Below are 24072 nucleotides of genomic sequence, written 5' to 3'. Positions count from 1 at the left end.
CCGGAACGTCGAACGGCCCTGGTCCGGGGGTGCCGGAGTCGGGCCGTTCAGGGGCGGGGGGTTACGAGGCGACGCGCGCCTCGTGCGCGATCTCCACCTCTCCCGTGTCTCCGAAGGTCAGGCGGCAGGTGTCCGCGCGGTACGTGGCAACCGAGACGGCTGCCGTTCCCGCGGCGGTGAAGTAGCGGGTCGTGACCACCAGCACCGGAGCGCCCGGCAGCCGGTCCAGCTCCTTGGCGTCGTCGGCACGCGCCGAGCCGAGTTCCACCGAGCGGTCCTGGCCGTCCAGGGCGAGCCGCTGGAGCTCGCGCAGCACGGCGCGGGCCCGGGCGGGTCCGGCCGGGGAGTCGATGGAGGAGAGGCCGGGCACGGAGGCGGCCGGCACGTACAGCAGCTCGGCGGCGACGGCCTGGCCGTGGGAGACCCGGCTCCGGCGCACGGTGTGCACGGGCTGGTCGGGGGCGCCGCCGAGGAGCTTCAGGACGGCCGCGGACGGCACGGCGTCCTCGGCCACGTCCACGATCTCCCAGCCGTCGGCGCTCTCGCCGGGCCAGCTGTGCCCGGTGCTGCCGACGGCCACGCCGACCCGCGGCGGGGCGACGGTGGTGCCGACGCCGCGGCGGCGCTGCAGGCGGCCTTCGAGTTCGAGCTGTTCCAGGGCCTGCCGCAGGGTCGCGCGGGCGACTCCGAACCGGGCGGCGAGCTCACGCTCGTTCGGCAGGACCTCGCCCACGGAGAAGTCGCGGTCGAGCGCCTCGCTGAGGACGGTCTTGAGGTGCCAGTACTTCGGCTCCGGCACCGTTTCGAGCTGCGTGGTCCCCACCCTGACTCCTCCTGCCATCGCTGCAATCGCCGTGTTCCAGCGGCAGTTCCGCGCCTTTGTTTATTAAAGGTTCCTGCACTATCCCTGCCGACCATAGGACCGCACACCCCCTTGGTCAAGACCAATCCTCACCCCTTTACCGGGCAGATCGGGCATACGTATCAAGCCGTTCACGCGATGTTCTCGCTCGCCGACGGCTCACTCCGACGGCTCACTCCAACGACCCACCCCGACACGCGCCAGAGGCTTGTCCCGCCGGGCTACCGGGCGGTAATCATGGCCTTAGTCATTACTGACAGCCTGTCTCACACGCGTCCACCCGACGAGGAGCAGCATGACCGCAACGGTCTCCTTCCCGATCGAATCGCCGCTGGGCCCCCGCACCGCCACCGTCGCCTACGAGCGCAAGGGCGCCGGCGCGCCGCTTCTCCTGCTCCACGGCATCGGCCACCACCTCCAGGCCTGGCACCCGGTGACCGACATCCTGGCCGCCGAGCACGACGTCATCGCCGTCGACCTGCCCGGCTTCGGCGCCTCGGGGCCCCTGCCCCAGGGAGTTCCGTACGACCTGGGAACCTTCGTCCCCGCGCTCGGCGCGCTCTGTTCGGCCCTCGGCGTCGAACGCCCGCACGTCGTCGGCAACTCCCTCGGCGGGCTCCTCGCCCTCGAGATGGGCCGGAGCAACCTGGTCCGCTCGGTCACCGCGCTCTCCCCCGCCGGCTTCTGGACCGAGGCCGAGCGCAAGTACGCCTTCGCCACCCTCCGCGCGATGCGCGTCGGCGCCCTCACGCTGCCCCACTCCACCCTGGAGCGGCTCTCGCGCAGCGCCGCCGGCCGGGCGGCGCTGACCGGCACCATCTACGCCCACCCGGCCCGCCGTTCGCCGGAGGCCGTCGTCGCCGAGACGCTCGCCCTGCGCGAGGCCACCGGCTTCGACGAGACCCTGGCCGCGGGCCGCTCCGTACGGTTCACCTCGGACGTGCCCGGCCTGCCGGTCACCATCGCCTGGGGCTCCCGCGACCGGCTGCTCCTGCCGCGCCAGGGCGTCCGCGCCAAGCGCACGGTCCCCGACGCCCGGCTGATCCGGCTCCGCGGATGCGGTCACGTCCCGATGAACGACGACCCGGCGCTGGTCTCCCGTGTGGTTCTGGACACGGTGCGCGCCACAACCAGCCAGGTGGGCTGAGCGGCTGACGGCTGTTCATCCACGGTTCGGTTGCGCGACGCGGGCGGGCCGGTGTGCGGCGGCACACTGGTCCGACCCGTCCCCGCCGGCCCCTGGAGACGCTCCGATGGCACCGATTCCGCACACCCGACGGTCCCTGCTCGGCGGTTCACTCGCCGTGCCGGTGGGCCTCGCCCTGTCCGGCGCGCTGGCCGCGCCCGCGCTCGCCGCACCCGCCGACGCCCCGGCGTTCACCCGCTCCGGGCGCCCGAGCGCGCCGTGGGGCGTCCAGTCCGGCGAGATCACCGCGCACTCGGCCACCGTCTGGACGCGCTCCGACCGGCCGGCGCGGATGTACGTCGAGACGTCCCCGAGCGAGTCGTTCCGCTACGGCGTCCGGCGGCACGGCGGTCCGTTCCTCGGCCCCGCCACCGACTTCACCGGCACCACCACCCTGCGCGACCTCCCGCCCGGGCAGCAGATCCACTACCGGGTGATCCTGGCCGACCCGGACGACCCGCGCCGCACCGGCGAGCCGGTCCGCGGCACGTTCCGGACCACCCCCGTCTCCCGCCGCCACGACGTGCGCTTCGTGTGGTCGGGGGACCTCGCGGGCCAGGGCTGGGGCATCAACCCGGACCTCGGCGGCTACCGCGTCTTCGACGAGATGCGGCAGCGCGACCCCGACTTCTTCCTCTTCAGCGGGGACACGATCTACGCCGACGGGCCGATCCAGGCCTCCGTCCCCCTGCGCGACGGCAGCCTCTGGCGCAACATCACCACCGAGGAAAAAGCGAAGGTCGCCGAAACCCTCGACGAGTTCCGCGGGAACTTCCGCTACAACCTGCTCGATCGCAACCTGCGCGATTTCAACGCCCAGGTGCCGGTCCTCGCCCAGTGGGACGACCACGAGGTGCGCAACAACTGGTACCCCGGCCAGGTGATCGACGACCCCCGTTACACCGTGCGGGACGTCGACACGCTCGCCGGCCGCGCCCGCCGGGCCTTCGGCGAGTACTTCCCCGTCACCGACCTCCGCGGCGGCCGCGCCGAGGGCCGGATGTACCGGGTGATGCGGTACGGGCCGCTGCTCGACGTCTTCGTCCTCGACATGCGCACCTACCGCGATGCCAACTCCCCCGGCCGCCAGACCGTGGACCCGATCGGCATCCTCGGCCAGGAGCAGCTGGCCTGGGCCAAGCGCGAGCTGTCGCGCTCGCGCGCCACGTGGAAGGTCATCGCCGCCGACATGCCGCTGGGCATCGTCGTACCCGACGGGGCCGCGAACTTCGAGGCCGTCGCCCAGGGCGACCCGGGCGCCCCGCTCGGCCGCGAGCTGCAGATCGCCGAACTCCTGCGTCACATCAAGCACCAGCGCATCACGGGCACCCTCTGGCTCACCGCCGACGTCCACTACACGGCCGCCAACCACTACGCCCCCGAGCGGGCCGCTTTCACCGACTTCGCGCCGTTCTGGGAGTTCGTCTCCGGTCCCGTCGGCGCGGGCGGGTTCCCCGCAGGGAAGCTGGACGCCACGTTCGGGCCCGAGACCGCGTACGTCCAGTCGGCCCCGTCGGCCAACATGTCGCCGTCCGAGAACCCCCCGTACTACGGGGAGGTCGACATCGACGGCGCGTGCGGGGAGCTCACCGTCCGGCTGCGGCGCCAGGGCGGCGGCGTACTCTTCACCACGACGCTCCAGCCCGGCCGCGTGGGCCAGTAGGGCTGCGGGCAGGACCGCAGACGCCAGACGCCAGACGCCAGACGCCAGACGCCAGCGGGATCCTGCCTCTCAGATCCGGAAACCCGGGGTCCCGCCAGGAAAACAGGGCGAAATCGACCAGACGGACACTTAACCAGTCGGTCACAGACCGTTCGTGATCACGCAACACCCCTGCGCCACAGTGGCATGCATGACTGAACGCATCCACACCCCCGCACACCGCCACCACCGCCACCACTGGCGCCGCGACATCGTCGAACTGGCAGCGCTGTTCTGCGCCGTCGCGGTCGCCGACGGCATCGCCAATCTCGTCGTGCACGGCCCGAAGGGCCCGGTCCTGCTCGTCGCCTCGGCCGTCGCACTCCTGGTCACGGCGGCGTTCCACACCTGGTGGGCACGCCGCCACAGCCATGCGCCGCCGCCGCTGAGCACGGCTCCCTCCGATACGGCCCCCGGCGCGGTCCTGGCCGGGTCGCCGTCCGGGGCCGCGCCCGGGTCCACGTCCGAGTCCACGGCGCAGACCGCCGCCACCACCTCCTTGTGGCGGATGCGGACGACCGTACGGGACGAGCCCGGCAGCCTCGCCGCCCTGTGCACCGCGCTGGCCCGCCACGGCGTGGACATCCTGACCCTGCAGACCCACCCGCTCCCCGAGGGCGGCACCGTCGACGAGTTCCTGCTGCGCTCCCCGCAGCAGCTGGCCTCCGCCGACCTCACCCGCGCCATCGCCGGCGCCGGCGGTCACAGCACCTGGATCGAGCGCGCCGACGCGCACGACCTGGTCGACACCCCGACCCGCGTCCTGGGCCTGGCCACCCGCACCGCCCTGGACGCCGCCGAGCTGCCCCTGGCGCTGCGCCAGCTGCTCGGCCGCTGCACCATCCACTCGATCCCGGCCACCACCCTCTCCGGCCGCCCCAACGCGGCCGCCGACGCCCCGGTCGAGGGCGTCCTGGAGGCGACCGTGATGCGGCTGCGCGACCCCTCGGGCGGTGCCATCACCGTGGAGCGCCCCTACCTGCCCTTCACCCCGACCGAGTTCGCCCGGGCCCGCGCCCTCGTCGAGCTCGACACCCGGCTGGGCCCGCGCGTCCCGCGCAGCCAGGACGTGCTGACCCTGCCCGAGGGCAACGAGATCACCGTGCGCCGCGCCGACGCCTCCGACCTCGCCGACGCCCGCGCGATGCACGACCGCTGCTCCGAGCGCACCCTGGGCCTGCGCTACCACGGGCCCGTCGCCGACGCCGACCGCTACCTCGGCCACCTGCTGAGCCCCCGCTTCGGCCGTACCCTCGCCGCCACCACGGCCTCCGGCAAGCTCGTCGCCCTCGGCCACCTGCTGTGGGACGGGGACGAGACCGAGGTCGCGCTCCTGATCGAGGACGACTGGCAGCGCCGCGGCATCGGCTCCGAGCTCCTGCGCCGCCTGATCGCGATGGCCGTCGAGACCGGCTGCGACAGCGTGTACGCCGTCACCCAGGCCGCCAACACCGGCATGGTCGCGGCCATGCGCGGCCTCGGCCTCCCCCTCGACTACCAGATCGAGGAGGGCACCCTCGTGATCACGGCCCGGCTGGACGCCACCCCGGTCGTCTCCCGCGTCCCGTACGAACTGCCCCGCGCGCAGCACCCGTACGGGCAGCAGAACCATCCGCGCTGAACCCGGCCCGGCGGGATCCGGCCGGGCGGCGTGAAGGCGCCCCCGGGCGGACCCGCTTGACGGCGCGGGAGCGGCGGCCCGGTCCACCGCTCCCGCGCACGTCAGGAGGCTGACAGCGAACGGTGATGACGCGGGGCGGTCCGCCGTACGAAGATGGCCGCATGTCAGAGACCCTTCGCAGCGACAGCGCCTCCCGGCTGCCCCGCCAGGTCGCCGACGCATATGTCGACGACCTCATCGCCATCGATCCGATCACGGGCACCTATCTCGGTGTCGCCGCGAGCTCCAGCCGGCTCCCGGACTTCTCCCCGGCCGGCCGCGCGGCCGCCGCCGACCTGTCCCGCTCCACCCTCGCCCGCCTCGACGCCGCCGAGCGGCTGCCCGGCGCGGACAGCGACGCCGAGCGCCGCTGCGCCCGCCTGCTGCGCGAGCGCCTCACCGCTGAACTCGCCGTGTACGAGGCGGACGAGGACCTGCGGGCCGTCAGCAACATCCACTCGCCCGCGCACTCCGTCCGCGACGTCTTCACCCTGACCCCGGCCGACACGGACGAGGACTGGGCGGCGATCACCGAGCGGCTGCGGGCCGTCCCCGCCGCCCTCGCCGGCTACCGCGAGAGCCTCGGACTCGGCCTGGACCGCGGCCTGTACGGCGGCCCGCGCGCCACCGGGACCTTCATCGGCCAGCTCACCACCTGGGTGGGCGAGGACGGCGACGGCGAGGCCTTCTTCGGCGAATTCGCGTCCCGCGGCCCGGAGTCGCTGCGCTCCGGGCTGGAGGAGGCGGCCGCCGGGGCGACCGCGGCCCTGGCCGAGCTCCGCGACTGGATGCGCGACGTGTACGCACCCGCCGTCGCCGGCGCCTGCGACCCGGTGGGCCGCGAGCGTTACGCCCGCTGGTCGCGGTACTTCAACGGCACGGACCTGGACCTGGACGAGGCGTACGCCTACGGCTGGTCGGAGTACCACCGCCTGCTCGCCGAGATGAAGGCCGAGGCGGCCAAGATCCTGCCGGGCGCGGGCCCTTGGGAGGCACTGAAGCACCTCGACGAGCAGGGCACCCACATCGAGGGCGTCGAGGAGGTCCAGGCCTGGCTGCAGGGCATCATGGACGAGGCCATCCAGAACCTCGACGGCACGCACTTCGAGCTCGCCGACCGCGTGAAGCGGGTGGAGTCCATGATCGCCCCGCCGGGTGGCGCGGCGGCCCCGTACTACACCAACCCGTCGGAGGACTTCTCCCGCCCGGGGCGCACCTGGCTGCCGACGATGGGCCAGACCCGCTTCCCGGTGTACGACCTGGTCTCCACCTGGTACCACGAGGGCGTCCCGGGCCACCACCTCCAGCTCGCGCAGTGGACGCACGTCGCGGACCAGCTCTCCCGCTACCAGGCCAGCGTCGGCCTCGTCAGCGCCAACGTCGAGGGCTGGGCGCTGTACGCGGAGCGCCTGATGGACGAACTGGGCTACCTCAAGGACGCCGAGCAGCGCCTGGGCTACCTGGACTGCCAGATGATGCGCGCCGCGCGCGTCATCGTGGACATCGGCATGCACCTGGGCCTGGAGATCCCGGCGGATTCGCCGTTCCACCCCGGCGAGCGCTGGACGGTGGAGCTGGCGCAGGAGTTCTTCGGCCTGCACAGCGGCCGGCCTGCGGACTTCATCGAGAGCGAGGTCACCCGCTACCTGTCGATGCCGGGACAGGCGATCGGCTACAAGCTGGGCGAGCGGGCCTGGCTGCTCGGCCGGGACAACGCCCGCGCCGCGCACGGCGACTCCTTCGACCTGAAGGCGTGGCACATGGCGGCGCTGTCGCAGGGCTCGCTGGGCCTGGACGACCTGGTGGACGAGCTGTCGAAGCTCTGACCCCGGCGCCGGAACGCCGTACGGGCCGTCTGCTCCCCCTGTGCGGGAGCGGGCGGCCCGTACGGCGTCCGGCGCGCACGCAGGCTCAGCAGCCGCAGTCGTCGGAGTCGGTCGGCGCGGTCAGCGGGTCCGCCTCGGCGCGCTGCTGGCTGCCCTGCCAGGTCTCGACCCCGAAGCCCTCGCGGATCCAGTACTCGATGCCGCCGAGCATCTCCTTGACCTGGAAGCCGAGCTGGGCCAGGGCGAGGGCGGAGCGGGCGCCCCCGTTGCAGCCGGGACCCCAGCAGTACGTGACCACGGGAAGGCTCTTGTCGAGGAGCTGCTCGGCCTGCTCGGGGATCAGGGCGGTCGGCAGGTGGACCGCGCCGGGCACGTGGGCCTGGTCCCAGGCGGGGGTGGAGCGGGAGTCGACCAGCTGGAAACCGAGCTCGGCGCCCTGCTCGCGGTGGGCCTTGAAGGCCGCGGCGACATCGGACACGTCCGCGTGGAAGGCCAGGCTCGCGGCGAAGTACGCGGCCGCCGCGGCCGGGGTCGCGGGGGCCACCCGGAGCACGGGGTTGGTGGCGGGAGCGGGGGCGGCGGCCGGGGCGGCGGTGTTCTGTGTCGTCGTCATGGCTCAGAATCTACGAGGCGCTGATCATCTCGGGAAGTGCCATTCCCCGGCCTTCCCCTTGTTCAGCCGGGGATTCCCCTGCTACATCTGCTCCATGACCGACTATTCCCCTGACGCCACCGACTGGCGCATCCTGACCGCCCTCCAGGAGGACGGCCGGGCCAGCTTCGCCGAGCTCGCGCGCGCCGTCTCCATGTCCGCGAGTGCGGTCACCGAGCGGGTGCGCCGACTGGAGGAGGCGGGCGTGATCACCGGGTACACCGCCGTGGTGGACCCGGAAAAGCTGGGCAAGTCCATCCTGGCGCTGGTCCGGCTGCGCTATCCGCACGGCAACTACAAGCCGTTCCACGACCTGTTGGAAGCCACGCCGGAGATCCTGGAGGCCCATCACGTCACGGGCGACGACTGTTTCGTGCTCAAGGTCGCCGCCCGCTCGATGGGGCATCTGGAGGAGGTCGCGGGCCGGATCGCGGGCCTCGGCGCCGTCACCACCAGCATCGTGTACTCCTCGCCGCTGTCCCGCCGCCCGCTCAGCCCGTGAGCACTGCTTGGCAACGGCGGCGCTCAGTCCGTGAGCGACGCCGTGCGGTGGCGCACCACCGAGCCGCCGCGCTGTTTGACGATCTCCAGCTGTGCCTGCACCCGGGTCCGCAGGTCGGCGACGTGGCTCACGATGCCGACGCTGCGGTCCCGTTCGCGCAGCGAGTCCAGGACGTCGAGCACCTCGTCCAGCGCCTGGTCGTCCAGGCTGCCGAAGCCCTCGTCGATGAAGAGGGTGTCCAGGCGCATGCCGCCCGCCTCGTCGGTGACCACGTCGGCCAGGCCTAGGGCCAGGGCCAGCGAGGCGAAGAAGGTCTCGCCGCCCGACAGCGTGGCGGTGTCCCGTTCACTGCCGGTCCAGGCGTCCACCACGTGCAGCCCGAGGCCGGAGCGTCCGCGTCCGCTCGCCTTGGCATCGGAGTGGACGAGCGTGTAGCGGCCGCCCGACATCCGCAGCAGCCGTACCGTCGCGGCGGCGGCGACCTGCTCCAGCCGGGCGGCCAGGACGTACGCCTCCAGCCGCATCTTGCGCTCGTTGTCGGCGGAGGTGCCGGCGGTGAGCCCGGCCAGCCGGGCCACCCGGTCGTACGCCTCGCGCAGCGGGCCGAGCGCCCTCAGTTCCTGCTCCGCCTGGCGGGAGAGCCGGTCCAGCTCCGCGCAGCGCACCCGGGCCGCGTCCACGGCAGACCCTGCCGTACGAAGCTTCGCCGCGGCCCGCGCTTCGTACGCCTCGGCGGCATCCGGCGCGGCCGGGGGCAGCGTCGCGGCGGCGACGGTGTCGGTCTCGCCGCGGCGGTCCGCCAGCATGGCCTCCTCCGCCTGCCAGGCGTCCAGCCTCCGTTGGAGCGCGGTGCGTTCGTAGTCCGGAAGAACCGCGTCGGCGGCGGCCTCGACGGTGTCGAACCCCGCCTTGAAGGCGGCGTCGGCGAGCTGGGCGTCGGCCTCCTTCAGCCGGGCAGCGGTGTCCTCGGCCCGGCGCAGCGTGGCGGCCGCCCGGGTGACCATCCGTACCCGCTCCTCCAGGAGCCTGGCGCGAGCGGCGACCGTGGGCGCATCCCCCCGGACGAGGGCCAGTTCGGCCTCCAGCTTGGCCCGTTCCTGGTCCAGGGAGTCGCGCAGGGTGGCCCGGGCGGCGGAGCGGCGCTCGGCGTCGAGCCGGTCGGAGCTGCGTACGGCGTGCTCGCGCTCGGCGCGGGCCAGCCGCTCCCGGGCGGCGTGCAGTCCGGCGGCAGCGGCATGGGCGGCGGCGTGCCGGGAGCTGAGGTCGGAGGTCAGCGCGAGGAGTTCACCGGTGGTGGCCTCCCCGGCGGCGGCCGCGGCCTCGGCCCGGGCTTCCCGGACGGCGGCGAGTTTCCGCTCGACCGCGGCCCTGCGCTCCTCGGCCTGCTCGTAGCGGGCGTGGGCGGCGTCCTCGGCGGCCCGGTCCACGTGCCCGGGGGCCGGGCGCGCCGGAGCGGGATGCTCCGCCGATCCGCACACCGCGCACGCCTCCCCCGCCACCAGCGCCTGGGCGAGCTCGGCGGCGATCCCGCGCAGCCGGGTCTCCTTGAGCTCCAGCCAGCGCTCCCGGGCGGCGGTCGACTCCTCGCGCACGGAGAGCAGTTCGCCCTCGGCGCGCTGCGCATCACCGTCCAGCGCGTCCCGGCGCTGGGATGCCGTCAGCTGCATCCGGGCCGGCTCCAGCCGTCCCGCGAGCTGCTCTGCCAGCGTCGCGGCCTGCTGTGCGGCGTCCACCCGCTCCGTCAGCGCGGTCCGGGTGGCCTCCCAGCGGGCGAGCCAGTCGGCGGACTCCCGCAGCTGCTCCTCGGCGTCGCGGGCCTCGCGTTCCAGGGTGGCCCGCTCGCGGCCGATCTCGGCGCTGCGCTGCTCGGACCGCTGGGCGGCGCCGAGCGCGCCGAGGTCCTCGCGCAGCCGCTGCTCGACGGCGGACAGCTGCTCGGTGCCCGCCTCGGCGAGGGCTGCCGGGAGCTCCGCCCGGGCGGCCGCCTCCGCGTGGGCGGCGGACAGGTGGGCTGCGGACGCGGCTCCGCGCAGCTCCAGGGCCGGGGCCACCAGGGCGCCCCGGCGGGCCCGGTCCAGCAGGGCGCGGACCCGGTCGCGCTCGGGCTCCGCCTCGGCGAGCAGGGCGGCGCGGCGGGCCGTCTCGGCGTGCCGGCGCTGGAGGCGGTCGAGCTCCCGCGCCTCCTCGGCGGCCCGCCGGGCGGCGGCGTGCCGGCTTTCGACGGCGGCCAGCGCGTACTCGGCGACGGTCAGCCGCTCCCGGGCCGCGCAGCGGGCGACGGCCGCCCAGGCCCGGATCGCCCCGGCCAGCCCGGGGTCACCGGGCTGGTGCCCGGGCAGCGGCCAGGCGCGCAGGTCGGCGCTGTCCCCCGCGGCCTGGGCGAGCCGCTGGGCGGTGCCGAGCACCTTCTCGTCGCCGGCACGCACCTTGGCCTCGGCGGCGCGGCGGCGCTCGGCGAGCAGGGTCTCGACGGCGGCGAACCGGCGGGTGTCGAAGAGCCGGCCCAGCAGCCGACCCCGCGCCACCTCGTCGGCCCGCAGGAACTTGGCGAACTCGCCCTGCGGCAACAGCACGACCTGGCAGAACTGCTCGCGGCTCATGCCGAGCAGCTGCTCGATCTCCTCGCCGATCTCCTGGTGGGAACGGCTGAGCGCCTGCCACCGTTCCCCGTCGTACTCGCGCAGCCAGCTCTGCGCCTTGTCCTTGGTGGTGCCGGTGCCGCGCTTCTTCGGCCGGTCCTGCTCGGGGCGCCGGCTGATCTCCAGGCGCCGCCCGCCCGCGGTGAGTTCGAGGGTGACCTCGGTCGGCGTCCCGGCGTCGGCGTGGTCGCTGCGCAGGCTGGTGCCCGGGGCCTGGCGGGGGCCGGGCACCGATCCGTACAGGGCGTAGCAGACGGCGTCGAGGACGGAGGTCTTGCCCGCGCCGGTGGGACCGTGCAGCAGGAAGATCCCGGCGCCGGAGAGCGCGTCGAAGTCGATCTCCTGGGGTTCGGCGAAGGGCCCGAAGGCGGTGATCCTGAGCCGGTGCAGCCTCATCGGTGGGTCTCCTGCCGGCCGTCGCCCGCCCGTACGTCCTCGAAGGCGTCCTGCAGCACGGCCCGTTCCGCCTCGTCGGCGACGCCGCCGCCGCGCACGTGGGCGACGAAGTCCTCGGCGATCTCCTGGTCGCTGCGCCCCTTGAGGCGCTGGGCGTACGAGGTCCCGCCGTCCTCCTCGCGGCCCTCGGGGTCGAAGGCGAGGCTGAGGGTGTGCGGGAAGCGGCCGGCGAGCCGGGCCATGGGGTCCTCGGGCCGGACCGGGTCGGTGAGGGTGGCCTCGATCCAGGAGTCCTCGTACGCGGCGTACGACGCCTCCTCGAGCAGCTCGTCGAGTCGCCCCCGGATCCGGGCGAGCGGCCGCGGCACGGGGGTCTCGATGCGCTCGGCGGTGATCTCCCCGGCCGGGTCGAGTTCGACCAGCCACATGGTCTTGCGGTGGTCGGCCTCGGAGAAGGAGTAGGCGAGCGGGGAACCGGAGTAGCGCACCCGTTCGTTGATCGTCTGGCAGCCGTGGAGGTGGCCGAGGGCTGCGTAGTCGACGCCGTCGAAGACGGCGGCGGGCACGGCCTCGACCCCGCCGACGGCGATGTCGCGCTCGCTGTCACTGGCCTGCCCGCCGGTGACGAAGGCATGGGCGAGGACGACGGAGCGGGTGCCGGGGGCGCGCGCGGCGAGATCGGCCCGGACCAGGTCCATGGCCGCGCCCAGCACGGCCTCGTGGCTCACCTTCTCCGCGCCGAACCGGTCCTTCACCAGGGCGGGCTCCAGGTACGGCAGTCCGTACAGCGCCACCTCACCGTGTACGTCGGCCAGCACCACGGGATCGGCGCAGCCCCCGGGGTCGGTCCGCAGGTGGATCCCGGCCCGGCCGATGAGTCCTGCGCCGACGCCGAGCCGGCGGGCGGAGTCGTGGTTCCCGGAGATCATCACCGTGGGCACGCCCAGGTCGGCGAGCCGGTGCAGGGCCCGGTCGTACAGCTCGACGGCGGGCAGCGGGGGCACGGCCCGGTCGTAGACGTCACCGGCGACGAGGACGGCGTCGACCTCGTGCTCGCGGACGGTCTCGACCAGGTGGTCGATGAAGGCGGCCTGGGCCCCGAGCAGGTTCACGCGGTGGAAGGACCGGCCGAGATGCCAGTCGGAGGTGTGCAGGAGCCTCACTCGCCGGTCCCGCCGGACGTCTCGCCGCACATGTTTCTTCCGTCCCCCTGGTCGTCCCGGTCGTCTCCCGCTCGCTGAGCCCCTCTACGCTAACGCGTCGCCGGGGCCCCCAGGACTCGTCCGCAAAGGCTCGTCCTCAGGACGCGTACGTCTCCCCGCCGAGGGTGAGGGTGGCGCTGCCCGCCGTACTGTCGGCGAGCCAGGCCTCGAAGGCGGGCAGGTCCGCCTCCGGGAGGGCGACCTCGATCTCGACGGCGGCCCCGTAGCGCAGGTCCACCACGGTCCGGCCGGTGGAGCGCAGGTCGTTCTGGGTCTTGCCGGCCCGCTGGTGGTCCACGGTGACGGTGGCCAGCCGGTAGCGCCGGCGGGTGACGGTGCCGAGCTCGTCCAGGGCCTCGCCGACGACGCCGCCGTAGGCCCGGATCAGGCCGCCGGCGCCGAGCTTGACGCCGCCGTAGTAGCGGGTGACGACGGCCACCGCGTACCGGATGTCGCGGCGCATCAGCATCTGCAGCATGGGCACCCCGGCGGTGCCGCCGGGCTCGCCGTCGTCGCTGGCCTTCTGGACGGAGGCGTCGGCCCCGATGACGTACGCGAAGCAGTTGTGCGTGGCGGTGGGGTGCTCCTTGCGGATGCGCGCGATGAACTCCTGCGCCTCCTGCTCGGTCGCGGCGGGCGCGAGCGAGCACAGGAAGCGCGAGCGGTTGATCTCCGACTCGTGCACGCCCTCACGGGCCACCGTCACGTACTGGTCCGACTTCACCGCTCCACCCTACGGGGAATCGGACACGTGTCCTTTCGGTTGATCACGAGTGCGGCCCGGAGCACCGGACCGCGCCCGGAAGGCAACAGGAGGCGGCACCCGTGTACGGCGACCCGGCAACCATCCGCAAGATCCTCACCGAGCTCGGCGACACCTGGGCCGTGGTGGGCCTGTCCAACAACCGGGACCGGGCGGCCTACGGGGTGGCGCGCACGCTCCAGCGGTTCGGCAAGCGGGTGGTCCCCGTGCACCCGAAGGCGGAGACGGTCCACGGCGAGCAGGGCTACGCATCGCTGGAGGAGATCCCGTTCAAGGTGGACGTGGTGGACGTCTTCGTGAACAGCTCGCTCGCCGGGGCGGTCGCCGACGAGGCCGTGGCCGTCGGCGCGCAGGCCGTCTGGTTCCAGCTGGGCGTGATCGACGACGAGGCCTTCGCGCGCACCCGCGAGGCCGGCCTGGACATGGTGATGGACCGCTGCCCGGCCATCGAGATCCCGGCGCTGTAGCCGGCCGCTGCGCGCCGTCGAAGGGCGGGACCGGGACGGCCGGGGCCGGCTCGGCAGTGTGGCGATGCGCACGCCCGGGGCGTCGCCCGGGGTTGTGCCGGGGCAGGGGGGACAGGATCAGGCGGGTTCCGCGGCCGCGTCGGCGGAACGCTGTTCGGCCTCCGCCAGCTGCGCCACCGCGCGGAGCTGCTCCGGCGTCACCCCGTCCGGGATCGGTACGGGCGCCGGGGTCCGCAGCGGCGGCTGCCAGCCCGTCTCCGGCTGCCACCGGCGGACGATCCGCGCGGGCGCCCCGGCCACCACGGCGTGGTCCGGCACCTCTCCCCGTACGACGGCCCCCGCGGCCACCACCACGTTGCGCCCCAGCCGAGCCCCCGGGAGGATCACCGCGCCCGTGCCGAGCCAGCAGCCGGGGCCTATCTCCACCGGTGCACTGCGCGGCCACTGCTTGCCGACGGGCTCGTGCGGATCGTCGTAGCTGTGGTTGGTGGAGGTGATGTAGACCCCGGGCCCGCAGAAGGTGTCGTCCCCGATGGTGATCCGGGTGTCGGCGATGACGTGCGTGTCCCGGCCGAGCACCACGCCGTTGCCGAGGACCAGCACCGGCTCGGTGCCGAGGTCCAGGCCGGGCATCATCCCGGCGGTCAGCGTGACCTGCTCGGCGATGATGCAGTGCTCGCCGAGCCGGATCCACGGCTCGCCGAAGACCGTGCCCTGGGGGAAGGCGAGGCGCGTGCCGTGCCCGATCGCGCCGAAGCGCAGCCGCCCCGGGGTCTGCGCGGTGACCGCACCGGCCTGCTGCATCCAGCGCCAGCCGGCGTGGACCGCGCGGTTGGCGAGTCTGCGGCGCAGGGCCGTCAGGGATGAGAACGTGTTCTGGTTCTTCGGCACCGGGCCACCGTAACGCGCCGGGCACCCGGAGCGCGCCGTGATCTTCACCCCATCGCCGGTCGGGCCGGACCCGTGCCCTACCGTGCCGGTAGCGCGACACGCAGGCCACTCCAGCACACAGGACTGAGGAAGAGAACATGACGTATCACGCGGACCGGGGCCAGGCACTCGTCGCGGGCGTGGGCGGCAAGAGCCCGCAGATCGACCCCACGGCCTTCACCGCGCCCACCTCGGTCGTGATCGGCGACGTCACGATGGCCCCGGGCGCGAGCATCTGGTACTCGGCGGTGCTGCGCGCCGATTGCGGCCCGATCACGCTCGGCGCGGACAGCAACGTGCAGGACAACTGCACGCTGCACGTCGACCCCGGGTTCCCGGTCTCGATCGGCGAGCGCGTCTCCATCGGCCACAACGCCGTGGTGCACGGCTGCACCGTCGAGGACGACTGCCTCATCGGCATGGGCGCCACCGTCCTCAACGGTGCCGTGATCGGTGCCGGTTCACTGGTGGCCGCGCAGGCGCTGGTCCCGCAGGGCATGGTGGTCCCGCCCGGTTCGCTGGTCGCGGGCGTGCCGGCCAAGGTGCGGCGCGAGCTGACCGACGAGGAGCGCGAGGGCATCAAGGTCAACGCCCTGATGTACGCGGACCTGGCCGAGCAGCACCGCGCCGCCGTCCAGCCCCCGCAGTAGCCGTACGCGACGACCTGCGCCCCGCGGCCGGCTACTCGGCCGCGGCGGCCGCCGTCTCCGAGGCGGCCGCAGCCGCCTTCTTCATGCGGCTGCGGAGCACGAGCGTCACGGTGAGGCCGATGACCAGCGCCAGCACCAGCGCGACCCAGGAGAAACCCTTCAGCCAGGGCTCCGCGACGATGCCGATCGAGTAGATGACGGCCGTGGTGCCGCCCGCCCAGAGGATGCCGCCGAGGATGTTCGCGACCAGGAACCGCCAGTACGGCATGTGCAGCACGCCTGCGAGCGGACCGGCGAAGATCCGCAGAAGCGCGACGAACCGCCCGAAGAAGACGGCCCACATCCCCCACCGGTCGAAGGCGCGCTCCGCCTGGGCCACGTGGTCCGGCCCGAAGTGCTTGGGGAAGCGCCGGCCGAGCCGGTCCAGCAGCGGCTTGCCGCCCCTGCGCCCGATCGCGTAGCCGATCGAGTCGCCGACGATCGCCCCGGTGGACGCGCAGACCCCCAGGACCACGGGGTCGATCTCGCCGTGCTGCGAGGCCAGCAGTGCCGAGCTGACCAGGATGATCTCCCCCGGCAGCGGGATGCCGAGGCTCTCGAGCCCGATGACCAGACCCACCAGGAGATAGATGCTGACCGCCGGAATCGTCTCCAGCCATTCCTGGATGTGCACCGGTACGTCCTCCCGTATCGCGGCGGCGCGTCCCCTGTGACACGCCGAACGGGCAGCCTATCTGCTCTTGACCACAGCCTTTGCCGTCAGGTGGAGTTCGCGGGAGGAACGGCCCGCGAACACTTCACGACGGCCTGAACCCAGCACCCAGGCGTGCCGTTCGGGATCCCAGGACGACAGCGTGCGGGCGTCGACGTCGAGGACCACCTGCTGCGCCTCGCCCGGCCCCAGGGTGAGCCGCCGGTAGCCGGCCAGCGCGCGCACCGGCTGGTCGAGCTTCAGCTCCGCGGAGGGGCCGACGTACACCTGGGCCACCTCGGTGCCCTTGCGGCGCCCGGTGTTGCGGACCGTGAACTCCACGCGCAGCCCGTCGCGCCCCGGCCGGACGCTGAGCTTCTCGTACTCCCACGTCGTGTACGAGAGCCCGTGCCCGAACGGGAACAGCGGGACCACCTGCTGCGCGTCGTACCAGCGGTGGCCGACGTGGATGCCCTCGGTGTACTCCTGCCGGCCGCCCACCCCCGGGTAGCGCAGCGGGTCGCCGGCGACCGGGGTCGCGTGCTCGTCGGCCGGGAAGGTCTGGGTGAGCCGGCCGCCCGGGTCCACGTCCCCGAAGAGGATGTCGGCGGTGGCTGCGGCCCCCTCCTGGCCCGGGTAGTACATCTGGAGGACCGCTCCGGTGCGGGAGAGCCACGGCATGGTCGTACTGGAGGAGGTGTTGAGCACGACCGTGGTACGGGGGTTCGCGGCGGCGACCGCCTCGATCAGCCGCGCCTGCCCGCCCGGCAGGCCCAGCGAGGTCCGGTCGCTGCCCTCGGTGGCGTCCTCGTAGGCGAACAGCACGACGCTGCGCGCCGCCGCGGCGGTCTTCACGGCCTCGGCGAGATCGGCGGCCCGGGTCGCCTTCGTGGTGTGCCGCAGCCGGAACCGCCCGCCCTTGTCCCCGCCCTCGGCGAAGACGGCGAGCCGGTGGGTTCCCGCCGTCAGGGCGAGGGTGCGGCGGCGGACGGCGAGCCCGTCGGGCGCCCTGCCGAGGAGTCCGCCCGCGAAGTACTCGGCCACGCCCTGCCGGACGGGGAACAGCTCCTCGCCGTCGAGACGCACGCTCGGCCGCTTCCCGGCGTAGTGGACGAGCAGCGTCCACTCGTCGTCCGCGGCGAGCGTGAACTCGCCCTCGTGGCTCCAGTTCCGCCCGGCCTCCACCCGCCGGTCGTCGAGCCCGGCCGCCGGGGTGAGCAGGTTCGCCGGGAGCGGGCGGCCGTACACGTCCTCGCCGAGGGCGTGGCGCACCGTACTGCCGTTCCCGGCGCGCTGCCGGATCGCGTCGAGCGGGGAGAGCGCCTTGTCGGGGACCACGTGCGCGCTGCCGCCCCCGCTGACGAAGGGCACCTGCCCCGTGGGTCCGATCACGGCGATGGAGCGGGCAGCGGCGCCGGTCAGCGGCAGGGTGGCGTGCTCGTTGTGCAACAGCACCGCGCCCGCCGTGGCGACCCGGCGGGCGACCCGGGCGCCGGCGGCTGCGTCCCGGGCGGGCCGGGCCGGCGGGTGCGCCGCCAGCAGCCCGAAGCGGTCCATGGTGGCCAGGATCCGGCGTACCGCCAGGTCCACGGCGTCCACGCGGACGGAGCCGCCGCGCACGGCCTCCTGCAGCGGGCCGCCGAAGTGCGTGCCGCCGGGCATCTCCATGTCGAGGCCAGCGCCGATGGCGGCGACGGTGCTGTGCGCCGCGTCCCAGTCGGACATCACCCAGCCGCCGAACCCCCACTGCCCGCGCAGCAGTTCGTCGAGCAGCGGTTTGTTCTCGCAGGCGTACGTGCCGTTGACCTTGTTGTACGCGCCCATCACCGCGCCCGCGCCGGCGCCGACGGCGGCCTCGAAGCCGCGCAGCTCCGTCTCGTGCAGGGTCTGTTCGGCGGCCACGACGTCGACGGTGTCGCGGCCCTGCTCCTGGTTGCCCAGGGCGAAGTGCTTGACGGTGGCGATGAGCCCTTCGTCCTGGATGCCGCGGACCATCTCCGCGACGAGGTCCGCCGTGAGGCGCGGATCCTCTGCGAAGGTCTCGAAGTTCCGCCCGGCGTAGGGGGTGCGGATCAGGTTGGCCATGGGGGACAGCAGCACGTCCTGGCCGAGCGCCCGGCCCTCGCGGCCGACGACCCTGCCGTACTCGCGGGCCAGCGCCGGGTCGAAGGCGGAGGCCAGCATCACGGGCGCGGGCAGTGCGGTCGCCGGCTCGGCGACCCGTACCCCGGCGGGCCCGTCGGCGAGCCGCAGCGCCGGGATGCCGAGGCGCGGTACGCCGGGCAGGTAACCGGCCTGGCCGAGCGGGGCCGGATCCCGGCCGCCGTGCAGCAGGGTGGTCTTCTCCTCGAGGGTGAGCCGTTCCAGGAGGGCGTCGATCCGGGCGGTGGCGCCGGGCGGGGCCTCGGCCGGGGCGGCTGCTGCGGTCGCCGGGGCCGTACGGGGGAGCCCGCCGGGCGGCACCGCGGCCACGCAGCCGCCCGTTCCCAGGGCGACCCCCATCGCCCCGAGCAGCCGCATCGCGCAGCGTCTGGACACGGCCTCGCTCATGGCGCTCCCTGCGGCTCCGGTCGGCGGGAGCGGCCCGCGCCGGACCGCTCCCGCGCCCACTGTGCGCCGCCGGCCCGCCCGCGTCCGCTCAGACGCGCCACCGCTGCGCCGAGGTTCAGCCCTGCGGCGGCGGCTCCAGGACGTCGGCGTCGCGGCGGGGCCCGTCCTGTGCCTGGACGCGCGCCTCGGTGCGGTGCCCGCGCGCGATGTAGTCCCGTACGACGGCCTCCACGGCGTCCTGGGGCGAACCGATCCCGGCGAGGACCATCACCTCCACCACGAGCTCGGCGTCGAGACTGATGTCGACCTTGGCCACGGCCACCTCCTGATCGTCGGACGGGGACTCTAGCCTCCCCCGCCCCCGACCGCAGCCGGAGGCAACTTCCCGTCTCCGCCCCGGTGTCGGCGGCACACCCCGCCGCCCGGGCACACCGCGCCGCACCGCCCACCGCACGGCGCCGCCGGAAAACACGGAACCCGCCCGGGACGAGGGTTCTCCCTCGTCCCGGGCGGGTCCACGACCGGCGGCTCGGCCCCGGGCGGCTCGGGCGGCGCACCGGCCGCGGGCGTGACCGGGGCGGCGTCGCCCGACTACGCGTTCGGGCGCAGCGTCCAGACGACCGTCATCTCGCCCGTCACGGCCTCGTCCTCGCGCTGGATGGCGATGGTGACGGGGAACTCCGGGCGGCCGCCCGCGTCGAGTTCGGCGACGACCTCGGCGGCCGGGCGGCCGAGGGTGGCGGTGGCCGTCACGACGCCCTTGGCGAGCTTCTTGTAGCCGATCTCCGCCTTGACCGCGAGGGGCACGGCGCGCGAGAGCTGGTCACCGAAGGCGGCCAGGACGATCGCGCCGCTCGCGGACTCGGCGAGGGTGAACATGGCTCCGGCGTGCGGGCCGCCCACGTGGTTGTGGTAGTCGGGCTGGTCCGGCAGCCGGACGACCGCACGCTCGGGGGTGGTCTCCAGGAACTGGAGGTTCAGGGTCCGGGCCATCGGCACCGTAGCGGCGAGCAGTTCGCCCACGTTCATCTGGTCTGCGCTCATGGAACGCGATGTTACCCGCGAGTAGACACCCTTGGCCAGACCTTCACACGGGGCGGACGTGCCTCCCGACACCGACTCCCACTATCGTTACCGGCCATGTGGCCAGGACAGCAGCAGCCGCCCGGGGGAGAACAGAACCCTCAGGACGCGCATCAGAACCCGTACCAGCAGCAGCCGGGACAGCCGGGGCAGCAGCCGAACCCCTACCAGCAGCAGCCCGGCTACGGATACCCGCAGGCGGGCTACCAGACGCCCCCGCCGGTCCAGCCGTGGGGCCAGCCCCAGCAGGCCGTGCCGCCGCAGGGCGGCGGCAGCCCGTACGCGACCAAGACCGTGGCCATCGTCGCGGCGGCCGCGGTCGTCGTGGTGGCGGCCGCCACCGGCGCGTTCGTCCTGACCCGGGACGACAAGAAGAACGACGAGGCCGACAACAAGCCCGCCACCGCCTCCTCGGCCCCCGCCACCTCCGAGGCCCCCGCCTCGCCCGGCGCCAACCCGCGCGCCGGCGGCGACGTCAAGCCGGTGATCCCGGGCTGGAAGGTCGTCGTCAACCCCAAGTACGGCACCGCCTTCGACGTCCCCCCGGAGTGGGAGGTGTCGAGCGCCGGCGTCATCGCCGGCTTCGAGGACTCGGTCAAGAACGACGGCAAGCCGATCGTCAGCTTCTCCGCGCCCGCCTTCCTCAAGCCGGACTGGTGCAAGATCGACTCCAACAAGGACGGCCGCGAGGAGTCGAGCGAGCTCGCCGGCACCGGCACCAAGGGCGGCCAGGGCGCCAAGGACACGGCCGAAGCCGTGAAGAACGAGGCCGGCAACTGGGCGTTCGCGGCGTTCGCACAGAAGGCGCCGAAGGGCACCGTCAAGGTCTCGGACCCCAAGGAGTACACCACCTCCTCCGGGCTCAAGGGCCACATGGCGACCGCCACGGCCACCGGAGTGCCCAAGGAGAACAAGTGCTCCTCGGACGGCAAGTCGATCGCGTTCAGCTTCAAGACCGCGAACGGTGACTTCTCCAGCTGGGTCCTCTTCGCCGCCGCGGGCGTCCAGGGCGAGGTCCCCCAGGAGACGATGGACAAGATCCTCAGCTCGGTGCGCCTGAACGGCACCGCAAGCAACAGCTGACACACAGGTCACACGTCACCGATCCGCCTGTCCGCGATCCGCCTGTTCGCACCATCCGTTCCACCCCGCGCCCCGGGCCGTAATCCGTTTGGATTCCCGGCCCGGGGCGTGGATAGTCCGGGGGTGAGCTCTCCCCCCACCACCCCGTCCTGTACGACCGCACACCGCCGCCGGCCCGCCTGGGCCGGCCGCAACTACACCCTGCTGACGGGTGCCGCGGTCGTGACGAACCTCGGCAGCCACGGAGCGCTCATCGCGTCGGCCTTCGCCGTCCTGGAGGCGGGTGGATCCGGCGGCGACGTCGGCCTGGTGGCCGCGGCCCGCACGCTCCCGCTCGTCCTCTTCCTGCTCATCGGCGGCGCCCTCGCCGACCGGCTGCCCCGGCACCGCGTGATGGTGGCGGCCAACGCCCTCAACTGCGTCTCGCAGGCGGCCTTCGCCGTGCTCGTCCTGACCGGGCATCCGCAGCTGTGGCAGATGATGCTGCTCACCGCGCTCTGCGGCACCGGTACGGCCTTCTTCAACCCGGCCGCCGAGGGCATGCTGCTCTCCAGCGTCTCCGGCGAGCACGCCAACCGCGCCTTCGCGCTCTTCCGGATGGCCATGAACGGCGCCGGCATCGGCGGGGCGGCCCTCGGCGGGGCCATGATCGCCGCGATCGGCCCCGGCTGGGTCCTGGCCGTGGACGCCGCCGCGTTCGCACTGGCCGGAGCCCTCCGCGCCTTCCTGGACGTCGGCCACGTCCCCGACCGGGCTCCCGGGGGCGGCCTGCTGGCCGACCTGCGCGAGGGCTGGGTGGAGTTCCGGACCCGGCCCTGGCTGTGGAGCATCGTGCTCCAGTTCTCCGTGGTCGTCGCCGTCGTCGGTGCGGCCGAGGCGGTCTACGGTCCGCTCGTCGCCCGCGACCGGCTGGGCGGGCCCGCCCCCTGGGGGCTGGCGCTGGCCTTCTTCGGCATCGGCACCATCGCCGGGGCCCTCCTGATGGTGGCGTGGAAACCGCGCCGACTGCTGCTGGTCGGCACCCTGTGCGTGTTCCCGCTGGCGCTGCCGTCCGCAGGGCTGGCGGTCCCGCTGCCGGTGTGGGGCCTGTGCGCGGTGATGTTCGTCAGCGGCACGGCCGTCGAGGTGTTCGGCGTGAACTGGATGACGACCATGCACCAGGAGATCCCGGAGGAGAAGTTCTCCCGGGTCTCCGCATACGACTGGTTCGGCTCGGTGTCGATGCTCCCGCTGGCCACCGCCGTCGCGGGCCCGGTCGAGTCGGCCTTCGGCCGCACCTCGGCCCTGTGGGGCTGCGCCACGCTGGTCGTACTGGGCACCGCGGCGGTCCTCTTCGTCCCGGACGTGCGCCGGCTGACCCGCAAGCCCTCGCCCCCGAAGGCCTCCTCGGTCCCGGCCGCCGCACCTCCCGACCCGGCGGCCGCGTCCACCAAGGTCAGCCCAGGCTGAACGCGCCCTCCGGCGGCTCCGGCGAGGCAACGGCGTCCACGTCCCCGACCGGCACCGCCCCCTTCATGAACCGGGCCAGCGCCGCCCCCTCCTCGACCCGCGCGGGGAACGCGTCCGCCGCGCACAGCCGCGACAGCGCGGCCACCGGCAGCTCCGCGTCCGAGGCGAGCAGCACCGCGTTCCCGAACCGCCGCCCGCGCAGCACACCCGGCTCCGCGACGAGCGCGAGCTGCCCGAACAGGGCACCGAAGTTGGCGAGCTGGGCCCGCAGGAAGCCGAACGGCGCCCCGTCGGCCAGGTTCGCCGCGTAGACCCCGCCCGGCCGCAGCACCCGGGCGGCCTCCCGCGCGTACTCCACGGAGGTCAGCTGCGCCGGTACCCGCGAGCCGCCGAACACGTCGGCGACCAGGACGTCCGCACTGTCGGCGGCCGCGCCCTCCAACCAGGCCCGCGCATCGGCGGCGTGCACCGTGACACCCGACCCGGCCGGCAGCGGCAGGTGCTCCGCCACCAGCTCCACCAGCCCTGCGTCGAACTCCACGACCGCCTGCCGGGAGCCCGGCCGGGTCGCCGCCGCGTACCGGGGCAGCGTCAGCGCGCCCCCGCCGAGGTGCAGCACGTCCAGCGCGGTCCCGGGCTGCGCCACGCAGTCCAGGACGTGCGCGAGCCGGCGTACGTACTCGAACTCCAGGTGCTCGGGATCGTCGAGGTCCACGTACGACTGCGGTGCGCCGTCGACGGTCAGCAGCCAGGCCCGCTCCCGGTCGACGTCCGGCATCAGCTTGGCGGTGCCCTGGCCCACGACCCGGACGACCGGGATCTGTTCGTCGCTCACCGCACCATTGTCCGGCAAGCAGTACGTCAGGCCGCCCAGACGGCGGCCGCCTCGGCGGCGTGCTCCGCCGCCTGCGCGAGCCCGGCCTGCGCCGCCGGGGCCCGCCGCGCCGGGTCCAGGACATTGCGCCCGAAGGCCTTGCGGGCCTGCGCGGACGGGGTGATCAGCAGCACCCGTGCCCCCGCCTCCCGCAACCGCGCCGCCTGGGCGGCCGGTGAGGGGACGAGCCCGGATCCGAGCGCCAACGGCGCGAGGATCACCACCCGCGCACAGCCGGAGGCCAGGTCGGCGTTGGTCGCCGACCGGACCCCGCCGTCGATGAACCGGCGTCCGCCCACGGTGACCGGCGGCCACACCCCGGGCACCGCGCAGCTCGCCGAGACCGCGTCGACCAGCCCCGCCCCGCTCTCCCGGTCAAAGGCCGCGAGGTCTCCGGTGAGCGCGTCGACGGCGGTGACGACGAGCCTGCGCTCGGGCCACTCGTGCGAGACGAGCCGGGCCTCCAGCACCTTGCGCCGCTCCGCCTCCCCGCCGGTGTCGGCGGCCAGCGCGAGGGCGCCGACCCGCTTGCGGTAGCTCTCCGGGTCCCGCGAACGCGCCATCGCGACGGCGTAGCGGGCGAAGAGCCCCGCCCCGAACCGGGCCACGGCCTCGCCGGCGGGGTCGCCGAGCTGGCGCTCGTACAGCTCCTGCGGGGTGAGCAGCCCGGAGGTGAGCTGGGCGCCCACCACCGAGCCCGCCGAGGTGCCGACGACGAGGTCGGCCGCGGCCAGGTCCACGCCCGCCTGCGCGAGCCCGTACAGGATCCCGGACTCCCAGCCGATGCCGGTGAGTCCTCCACCGCCCAGCACCAGTGCCGTACCGTCGCCGCCCATCCCGGCCCACCCCTTCATCGCACGCCCGTGGTGACGGCAGTCTGGCGCAACCGGACCGCCGCCACCACG

21 protein-coding genes are annotated in these 24072 nt (G+C 74.1%); 9 read left to right on the top strand and 12 right to left on the bottom strand.

Annotation, left to right across the window (positions count from 1 at the left end; all coding sequences use genetic code 11):
• Positions 1 to 61 precede the first annotated feature (61 nt).
• Positions 62 to 823: a GntR family transcriptional regulator gene (locus AB5J51_RS32545; RefSeq protein WP_053789686.1), complete on the bottom strand. Its 762-nt coding sequence runs from the start codon at positions 821 to 823 to the stop codon at positions 62 to 64.
• A gap of 334 nt (positions 824 to 1157) precedes the next feature.
• On the opposite strand from AB5J51_RS32545, the gene AB5J51_RS32540 reads away from it, so the two are divergent.
• From AB5J51_RS32540 to AB5J51_RS32525, 4 genes are all read left to right on the top strand, one after another.
• Positions 1158 to 2009, top strand: a complete 852-nt coding sequence (locus AB5J51_RS32540; RefSeq protein WP_053789687.1) for an alpha/beta fold hydrolase — start codon at positions 1158 to 1160, stop codon at positions 2007 to 2009.
• Between the two features lie 106 nt (positions 2010 to 2115).
• Positions 2116 to 3711 (top strand): alkaline phosphatase, encoded by a 1596-nt coding sequence (locus AB5J51_RS32535; protein ID WP_369779248.1) that lies wholly within the window; start codon positions 2116 to 2118, stop codon positions 3709 to 3711.
• Positions 3712 to 3901: 190 nt separating this feature from the next.
• The gene (locus AB5J51_RS32530; RefSeq protein WP_369779247.1) at positions 3902 to 5371 is read left to right on the top strand and encodes a GNAT family N-acetyltransferase; all 1470 of its coding nucleotides are present in this window, start codon (positions 3902 to 3904) and stop codon (positions 5369 to 5371) included.
• Positions 5372 to 5532: 161 nt separating this feature from the next.
• A complete protein-coding gene (locus tag AB5J51_RS32525; RefSeq protein WP_133898662.1) occupies positions 5533 to 7236 on the top strand; it encodes a DUF885 domain-containing protein in 1704 nt (567 codons plus the stop codon).
• Between the two features lie 85 nt (positions 7237 to 7321).
• Here AB5J51_RS32525 and AB5J51_RS32520 read toward each other — a convergent pair whose 3' ends face one another.
• Positions 7322 to 7849 (bottom strand): rhodanese-like domain-containing protein, encoded by a 528-nt coding sequence (locus AB5J51_RS32520; protein ID WP_369779246.1) that lies wholly within the window; start codon positions 7847 to 7849, stop codon positions 7322 to 7324.
• Between the two features lie 94 nt (positions 7850 to 7943).
• On the opposite strand from AB5J51_RS32520, the gene AB5J51_RS32515 reads away from it, so the two are divergent.
• Positions 7944 to 8390, top strand: coding sequence for an Lrp/AsnC family transcriptional regulator (locus tag AB5J51_RS32515; protein WP_053789735.1), 447 nt, complete (start codon positions 7944 to 7946; stop codon positions 8388 to 8390).
• A 23-nt stretch (positions 8391 to 8413) separates the two neighbouring features.
• On the opposite strand, the gene AB5J51_RS32510 is transcribed toward AB5J51_RS32515, so the two are convergent.
• The 3 genes from AB5J51_RS32510 to AB5J51_RS32500 all read right to left on the bottom strand — a co-directional run bounded on the left by AB5J51_RS32510 (position 8414) and on the right by AB5J51_RS32500 (position 13351).
• Positions 8414 to 11425 carry an AAA family ATPase gene (locus tag AB5J51_RS32510; RefSeq protein WP_136222471.1) on the bottom strand — a complete coding sequence of 1004 codons (3012 nt, stop codon included), beginning with the start codon at positions 11423 to 11425 and terminating at the stop codon, positions 8414 to 8416.
• A complete protein-coding gene (locus AB5J51_RS32505) occupies positions 11422 to 12588 on the bottom strand; it encodes an exonuclease SbcCD subunit D (protein WP_369779245.1) in 1167 nt (388 codons plus the stop codon). The genes AB5J51_RS32510 and AB5J51_RS32505 overlap by 4 nt, the downstream gene beginning before the upstream one ends.
• Positions 12589 to 12724: 136 nt before the next feature.
• Positions 12725 to 13351, bottom strand: coding sequence for a YigZ family protein (locus tag AB5J51_RS32500; RefSeq protein ID WP_053789692.1), 627 nt, complete (start codon positions 13349 to 13351; stop codon positions 12725 to 12727).
• Positions 13352 to 13452: 101 nt separating this feature from the next.
• On the opposite strand from AB5J51_RS32500, the gene AB5J51_RS32495 reads away from it, so the two are divergent.
• Complete coding sequence (locus AB5J51_RS32495; protein ID WP_053789693.1) at positions 13453 to 13857, top strand: CoA-binding protein; 405 nt, start codon at positions 13453 to 13455, stop codon at positions 13855 to 13857.
• A 117-nt stretch (positions 13858 to 13974) separates the two neighbouring features.
• Here the strand turns inward: AB5J51_RS32495 and AB5J51_RS32490 are convergent, their stop codons facing one another.
• Entirely contained in the window at positions 13975 to 14748 is a 774-nt protein-coding gene (locus tag AB5J51_RS32490; RefSeq protein ID WP_030300226.1) for a DapH/DapD/GlmU-related protein, read from the bottom strand.
• A gap of 137 nt (positions 14749 to 14885) precedes the next feature.
• Between AB5J51_RS32490 and AB5J51_RS32485 the strand changes: the two genes are divergently transcribed.
• Positions 14886 to 15437 (top strand): gamma carbonic anhydrase family protein, encoded by a 552-nt coding sequence (locus tag AB5J51_RS32485; RefSeq protein ID WP_053789694.1) that lies wholly within the window; start codon positions 14886 to 14888, stop codon positions 15435 to 15437.
• A gap of 31 nt (positions 15438 to 15468) precedes the next feature.
• On the opposite strand, the gene AB5J51_RS32480 is transcribed toward AB5J51_RS32485, so the two are convergent.
• From AB5J51_RS32480 to AB5J51_RS32465, 4 genes are all read right to left on the bottom strand, one after another.
• Positions 15469 to 16110 (bottom strand): DedA family protein, encoded by a 642-nt coding sequence (locus AB5J51_RS32480; RefSeq protein ID WP_053789695.1) that lies wholly within the window; start codon positions 16108 to 16110, stop codon positions 15469 to 15471.
• 57 nt (positions 16111 to 16167) lie between these two features.
• Positions 16168 to 18678: a beta-glucosidase gene (locus AB5J51_RS32475; protein ID WP_369779244.1), complete on the bottom strand. Its 2511-nt coding sequence runs from the start codon at positions 18676 to 18678 to the stop codon at positions 16168 to 16170.
• A 115-nt stretch (positions 18679 to 18793) separates the two neighbouring features.
• On the bottom strand, positions 18794 to 18994 hold the full coding sequence (locus AB5J51_RS32470; RefSeq protein ID WP_053789697.1) for a hypothetical protein: 201 nt from the start codon (positions 18992 to 18994) through the stop codon (positions 18794 to 18796).
• 275 nt (positions 18995 to 19269) lie between these two features.
• Positions 19270 to 19722 (bottom strand): DUF4442 domain-containing protein, encoded by a 453-nt coding sequence (locus AB5J51_RS32465; protein ID WP_189973593.1) that lies wholly within the window; start codon positions 19720 to 19722, stop codon positions 19270 to 19272.
• A 96-nt stretch (positions 19723 to 19818) separates the two neighbouring features.
• Here AB5J51_RS32465 and AB5J51_RS32460 point away from each other — a divergent pair, with 96 nt between their 5' ends.
• Together AB5J51_RS32460 and AB5J51_RS32455 are read left to right on the top strand one after the other, a co-directional pair.
• Entirely contained in the window at positions 19819 to 20844 is a 1026-nt protein-coding gene (locus tag AB5J51_RS32460; protein WP_133898652.1) for a hypothetical protein, read from the top strand.
• Positions 20845 to 20967: 123 nt separating this feature from the next.
• Entirely contained in the window at positions 20968 to 22293 is a 1326-nt protein-coding gene (locus AB5J51_RS32455; RefSeq protein ID WP_053789699.1) for an MFS transporter, read from the top strand.
• Here the strand turns inward: AB5J51_RS32455 and AB5J51_RS32450 are convergent.
• Entirely contained in the window at positions 22280 to 23071 is a 792-nt protein-coding gene (locus AB5J51_RS32450; RefSeq protein WP_369780348.1) for a spermidine synthase, read from the bottom strand. The two genes, AB5J51_RS32455 and AB5J51_RS32450, sit on opposite strands and share 14 nt — an antisense overlap.
• Before the next feature lie 83 nt (positions 23072 to 23154).
• Positions 23155 to 24003 carry a patatin-like phospholipase family protein gene (locus tag AB5J51_RS32445; protein ID WP_369779243.1) on the bottom strand — a complete coding sequence of 283 codons (849 nt, stop codon included), beginning with the start codon at positions 24001 to 24003 and terminating at the stop codon, positions 23155 to 23157.
• Positions 24004 to 24072 lie beyond the last annotated feature (69 nt).

The sequence above is a fragment of the Streptomyces sp. R33 genome (assembly GCF_041200175.1).
Lineage (GTDB): Bacteria > Actinomycetota > Actinomycetes > Streptomycetales > Streptomycetaceae > Streptomyces > Streptomyces katrae_B.
Note: the sequence above shows the minus strand (reverse complement) of the source record. Positions and strands in the feature narration are given on the sequence as shown.

What these genes read in the sequence shown, in the direction of transcription:
- AB5J51_RS32540 (WP_053789687.1), top strand. Translation starts at nt 1,158, where the DNA reads ATGACCGCAACGGTCTCCTTCCCGATCGAATCGCCGCTGGGCCCCCGC.
- AB5J51_RS32535 (WP_369779248.1), top strand. Translation starts at nt 2,116, where the DNA reads ATGGCACCGATTCCGCACACCCGACGGTCCCTGCTCGGCGGTTCACTC.
- AB5J51_RS32530 (WP_369779247.1), top strand. Translation starts at nt 3,902, where the DNA reads ATGACTGAACGCATCCACACCCCCGCACACCGCCACCACCGCCACCAC.
- AB5J51_RS32525 (WP_133898662.1), top strand. Translation starts at nt 5,533, where the DNA reads ATGTCAGAGACCCTTCGCAGCGACAGCGCCTCCCGGCTGCCCCGCCAG.
- AB5J51_RS32520 (WP_369779246.1), bottom strand. Translation starts at nt 7,849, where the DNA reads ATGACGACGACACAGAACACCGCCGCCCCGGCCGCCGCCCCCGCTCCC.
- AB5J51_RS32515 (WP_053789735.1), top strand. Translation starts at nt 7,944, where the DNA reads ATGACCGACTATTCCCCTGACGCCACCGACTGGCGCATCCTGACCGCC.
- AB5J51_RS32510 (WP_136222471.1), bottom strand. Translation starts at nt 11,425, where the DNA reads ATGAGGCTGCACCGGCTCAGGATCACCGCCTTCGGGCCCTTCGCCGAA.
- AB5J51_RS32485 (WP_053789694.1), top strand. Translation starts at nt 14,886, where the DNA reads ATGACGTATCACGCGGACCGGGGCCAGGCACTCGTCGCGGGCGTGGGC.
- AB5J51_RS32475 (WP_369779244.1), bottom strand. Translation starts at nt 18,678, where the DNA reads ATGAGCGAGGCCGTGTCCAGACGCTGCGCGATGCGGCTGCTCGGGGCG.
- AB5J51_RS32465 (WP_189973593.1), bottom strand. Translation starts at nt 19,722, where the DNA reads ATGAGCGCAGACCAGATGAACGTGGGCGAACTGCTCGCCGCTACGGTG.
- AB5J51_RS32460 (WP_133898652.1), top strand. Translation starts at nt 19,819, where the DNA reads ATGTGGCCAGGACAGCAGCAGCCGCCCGGGGGAGAACAGAACCCTCAG.
- AB5J51_RS32450 (WP_369780348.1), bottom strand. Translation starts at nt 23,071, where the DNA reads ATGCCGGACGTCGACCGGGAGCGGGCCTGGCTGCTGACCGTCGACGGC.
- AB5J51_RS32445 (WP_369779243.1), bottom strand. Translation starts at nt 24,003, where the DNA reads ATGGGCGGCGACGGTACGGCACTGGTGCTGGGCGGTGGAGGACTCACC.